The organism is Pontibacterium sp. (assembly GCF_041587635.1).
Classification (GTDB): domain Bacteria; phylum Pseudomonadota; class Gammaproteobacteria; order Pseudomonadales; family Balneatricaceae; genus Pontibacterium.
On the sequence record NZ_JBFGYC010000708.1, the window covers coordinates 1 to 1,645 of the forward strand.

Genomic DNA, 1,645 nt, shown 5'->3' on the forward strand with positions numbered 1-1,645 from the left:
CACTGATATTGGCTGGGCGAGAGCGAGGTTAACTGCTTTAGCAGTTGGTGAAACGCTGACGTATTCATGGAATGCCATCCTCAAACATCATACTTATATTTAAGAATGGCAGGTTTACAACAGTTTACTCAGACATAGCCAAACAAAAGGGCAATCCCCCAACAGGCAGTTTCCACTTTCTCAACTATTGACTGGATCGAAGGCTGGATTATCTCTCGTACTAACGAAGAAGACCCTCCTTACCTCACTGCCTATAAAATCCCTGCATCTGAGAAAGACAATGTATGTAGTGATGTGATGGACGCCCCACCTTGAGCGGCGTCGTAGTGCGCCAGAATTGAGTTGTTATGACTTAATTCGCAGAAGGTGCGTCCATCATGAATATTAAGACTGTTGGTATTGACCTGGCAAAGAACGTTTTCCAAGTTTGCGTGTGGCTGGAAGATGGCACCGTCAATTCGAATCGTAAGATTAAACGAAACATGCTGCTACACGTGATACGCCAATTTCCAGAAGACACATTGATAGCCATGGAAGCCTGCGCTTCATCACATCACTGGGCTCGCACTTTTGAGGGTATGGGCTACCGCGTAGCACTGATCCCAGCACAGGCAGTGAAGCCTTTTGCTCGCAAGCAGAAGAACGATGCCAATGATGCCTTAGCTATCTGTGAGGCGGCTCATAGACCAGGCATCCACCTTGTCGATGTCAAAACTACCGAGCAGCAGGACATTAAGGCATTGCGTTGTGTACGTAGACGTATGGTTGAGCAGAGAACAGCTACCTCCAATCAGATCCGCGCTTTAGCCGGAGAGTACGGTGTTGTTTTTCCTCAAGGCATTCGGCAATTGCAAAGGTCTCTTCCCGATGCTCTTGGCGATGCAGAAAATGGGTTGTCTACCGTGATCCGAGTGCTCCTCAGCGAGCTACTGGAAAGCCTGCATTCACTCAATGGGGATATTGATGCACTTACGGAGCAAATTGTTCAACTGTGTAAGCAACAACCTCGATATAAAGCGTTGTTATCGATTCCTGGCTTTGGACCAATCATCGCAGCCGCTTTACTAAGCGAAGTTGGCTCTGGTAGTCAGTTCTCCAATGGACGACAGATGTCTGCATGGTGCGGTCTGGTTCCTAGCCAATACAGTTCCGGCGGAAAATTTACCTTAGGTAGCATCACTAAACATGGAAACAAAGAATTGAGGGTGTTGCTGATACATGGTGCTCGTGCTGTTATCCGATTTGCAGAAAAGAGACAAGACTCAATGGGGCTCTGGCTAAGGAGATTGATCGCTCGCCGTGGAAAAAACAAAGCCACGGTAGCACTAGCAAACAAGCTTACTCGAATAGCTTGGAGCATCCTGAATCGACAAGAGCAGTTCGACTGCTAAGCAAGCTTTTATCCAAACAGAGGCGTGAACGCAAGGCAATAAGCCGCCATTCGCACTGGTCCATTATGGGAGAACAGGCACAAACGGAGCACAAGTAAGGTAAAAGCCTGAGTTTGCAGGCACTGATGAAAAACGGTTACCCGTCCCTGGAAAAACCTAAACTTGACCAAGGCACTCAGATGCCGATGTAGTGATTAGGAGCCAGGGTTCGGATTACATCAAGGCGCTGCTCGAATGAGCTGGAAAGACGCCGG

At 48.0% G+C, this 1,645-nt stretch carries 1 protein-coding gene; it reads left to right on the plus strand.

Translation table 11 applies throughout. From position 1 onward, the window contains the following. Positions 1-377 precede the first annotated feature (377 nt). Entirely contained in the window at positions 378-1,391 is a 1,014-nt protein-coding gene (locus ABYW01_RS21005) for an IS110 family transposase (RefSeq protein ID WP_372836514.1), read from the plus strand. The last annotated feature ends 254 nt before the right edge of the window (positions 1,392-1,645 follow it).

Excerpts from the sequence above, each read along its gene's own strand:
- ABYW01_RS21005 (WP_372836514.1), top strand. The coding sequence starts at position 378 with ATGAATATTAAGACTGTTGGTATTGACCTGGCAAAGAACGTTTTCCAA.